General features: G+C 56.8%; 2 protein-coding genes and 1 pseudogene. All 3 read right to left on the reverse strand.

The annotated features are described in order from the left end of the window. Positions 1-80 precede the first annotated feature (80 nt). The gene (locus PG892_RS21985; protein ID WP_103858667.1) at positions 81-269 is read right to left on the reverse strand and encodes a hypothetical protein; all 189 of its coding nucleotides are present in this window, start codon (positions 267-269) and stop codon (positions 81-83) included. 58 nt (positions 270-327) lie between these two features. Then, on the reverse strand, positions 328-2,259 hold the full coding sequence (locus PG892_RS21990; RefSeq protein WP_270825874.1) for a putative bifunctional diguanylate cyclase/phosphodiesterase: 1,932 nt from the start codon (positions 2,257-2,259) through the stop codon (positions 328-330). A 25-nt stretch (positions 2,260-2,284) separates the two neighbouring features. After that, positions 2,285-2,440 (reverse strand): annotated as a pseudogene (locus PG892_RS21995) (molybdopterin-binding oxidoreductase); the annotation flags it as partial. Positions 2,441-2,516 lie beyond the last annotated feature (76 nt).

Here is a 2,516-nt window from a genome sequence, read left to right on the forward strand (position 1 = left end):
TTTGGAGACAGCCAGTTTACCAGCACCCTGTCTGTCAACTTCCACTTCCCCAAGATCCCGCGAAGAACCTTTTTTATCGCTCAGACGCGGATATCGATATTGCTTCCGAGGGAAGCACTGGCCGATGTCGGCGCTGCCGGAGCGGATTGCGCTGCTGTTTCCAGCAGTTTCAGTGCGGATTCGCCTTCCTGGGTCTGCTGCTTTTTGGCCAGGCTGGCCACCATCAGTGCAGAACCGAACGACGCATTTGCAGAACTAGAAATATCCATTGTGTACCTCCTGCCAAGAGACTATCGGCCGGGACCGGTGAGACATGAGCCATATCGTTCAACGCAGATATGCCTTGTCCGGCGAGCGCCGGGCCAACCAGCGCTCTTCCATCTCCAGCAATGTCTGATAGGCCTTTTCAGCATGCTCCGGGCGACTGAACAGATATCCCTGCCCATACAGATGTATGTCGGTCAATGAGCGCAGCACATCGAGCTGCCCCTGGGTCTCGATCCCTTCACATACCAGTTTCTTGCCAAGCATGGAGCCCATACGGCAGATGTTGGCGACCAGTTCGGCCGCCTCGATGGAGGTGTCGATACCCTGAATGAAGGACCTGTCTATCTTCACCTTGCTCACCGGCAGCTTCTGCAGATAGCTGAGGGAGGAGTAGCCGGTGCCGAAGTCGTCAAGGGCCAGATGTACCCCCTGCTGGCTGAGATCCTGCATCAACTGCAGCGAGTTCTTGACCTCGCGCATGGTGGTGTCTTCCGTCACCTCCAGCACCAGGCTGGACGCAGGGATATGGTGCTCCATCAGCGCTCTGGCCACCAGCTTCAAGAGGTTGCGCTGGTACATGCCCGGGGAGATATTCACGCACATCTGCAAGTCCACCAAACCCAGGTGCTGCCACTGATGCAGTTGTTCACATGCGGTATTCAATACCCAGCCACCCAGTTTCTCGGCCAGCTGGAACTCTTCCGCCACCTGGATCACCTCGTTGGGGGGAATAAAGCCAAGCTCGGGATGGCGCCAGCGCAGCAGCGCCTCCACGGCTTCACAGCGGCCACTTTCCAGATTGACGATGGGCTGGTAATAGAGCTCGAGCGCATTGTGCTCCAGCGCCATCACCATGTCAGACGCAAGATGCTTGCGCCTGGCCGTCTCGTTGAGCAGGGAACTGTCATAGATGACATAGGGAACATGGGTCTTGCGGCTGTGAGAGAGGGCCTGCTCCGCCCGGCTGAGCAACTCCTGGGTCTGGTTGCTGTCGGTCGGGAAGAAGGCGATACCAATACCGACCTCAAGCCGGAAAGGGTAGTTGTCGATGATGATGTCTTGCTTGATGGAGTGGAGCACTCTGGCCACGAGCTCCCTGACCTGACGAAGATCGCTCCCCTCCCGTTGCAGCATGGCAAGCTGATCTCCCCCCAAACGCGCCACCCACTCCCCGTTTTCGCACAGGGCGCGCAGCCGCTTTGCCACCTCCTGCAGCAGGAGGTCCCCTGTGTTGTAGCCAAACTTGCTGTTGATATCACGAAAGTCGTTGATGTCGACCAGCACCAGTCCGAAGGAGGTGTCACGGGTGACATAGGCATCCATCTTTTCCAGCAGCGCCAGCCGGTTGGCGAGCCCGGTGAGGGGATCGATCCTAGCGGTCCTGAAATGGCGCCTGGCTTCTCGCACCAGCAGGCCGCTGAGCAGAATGACGGACACCACCAGCCCCGACACCATGAACAACAGGGCATTGCGCAACTGGCCAAAACGCGCGTCGTTGCCCGTATAGACGTTGATGTTGTTCTGCATGACGGAAGCAAGAGAGTAAGAGAGGGGTTCCTGCAAGGGCGCCAGTGTCATCATGACTTGCTGGTAATCCGGCGTCCCCGGTTTGAGCCTGACCAAATCAGGCTCCAGCTTGCGGATACTGCTTTCGGTCAGTTTCACCAGCCGCAGCGTCTTCGGATTGTCCGCGAGGCTTTTTCTCAATTGGCCGCTCAGAAGGATGGGGGTACGACTCCAGAGAATGTCATAGCGGAGCAGCAGGGCTTCCTGGTCTATGCCGCCATAGTGGTAAATCTCGACGGAATTGAGAAAGCGGCCCAGTTCGAGCTGCAACTGCATCAATGCCCAGGAGACGTCATAGGTGTACTTCTCCATCACCCGGGTCGCATTTTGTATCTGCACCAGGCAATAGAGGGTGCTACCCGTGAACAGCAGAATGGATAGATAAAGAACGCCGAGTAAGGGCCAGGCCCTGGTCTTCGCTTTCACCCAGTACTCCCGTAAACCACCGTTTTTACTGCTGAATGTCGATCGCACTCAGTTGCCAGATCATCATGTCGGTGAACTCGGAACGCCTGAGTTCGGGATGCTGATCCAGTGGCAGGATAAACCAGAGCGGCCCCTTGTCACGTACCCGCATGGTCATCCCGTCATCCTGCCAGGCCAGGATCATGTACAGAACCTTAAGCGGCAAGCGAATTAATAATACCGTCTAACGTGTTGTTTTGCTTGGATTTTCTCTGCCT

Origin of the sequence: Aeromonas sp. QDB68, assembly GCF_027707405.1 — a bacterium.
Lineage (GTDB): Bacteria > Pseudomonadota > Gammaproteobacteria > Enterobacterales > Aeromonadaceae > Aeromonas > Aeromonas caviae.

Coding starts and splice junctions, on each gene's coding strand:
- PG892_RS21985 (WP_103858667.1), bottom strand. CDS start 269: ATGGATATTTCTAGTTCTGCAAATGCGTCGTTCGGTTCTGCACTGATG.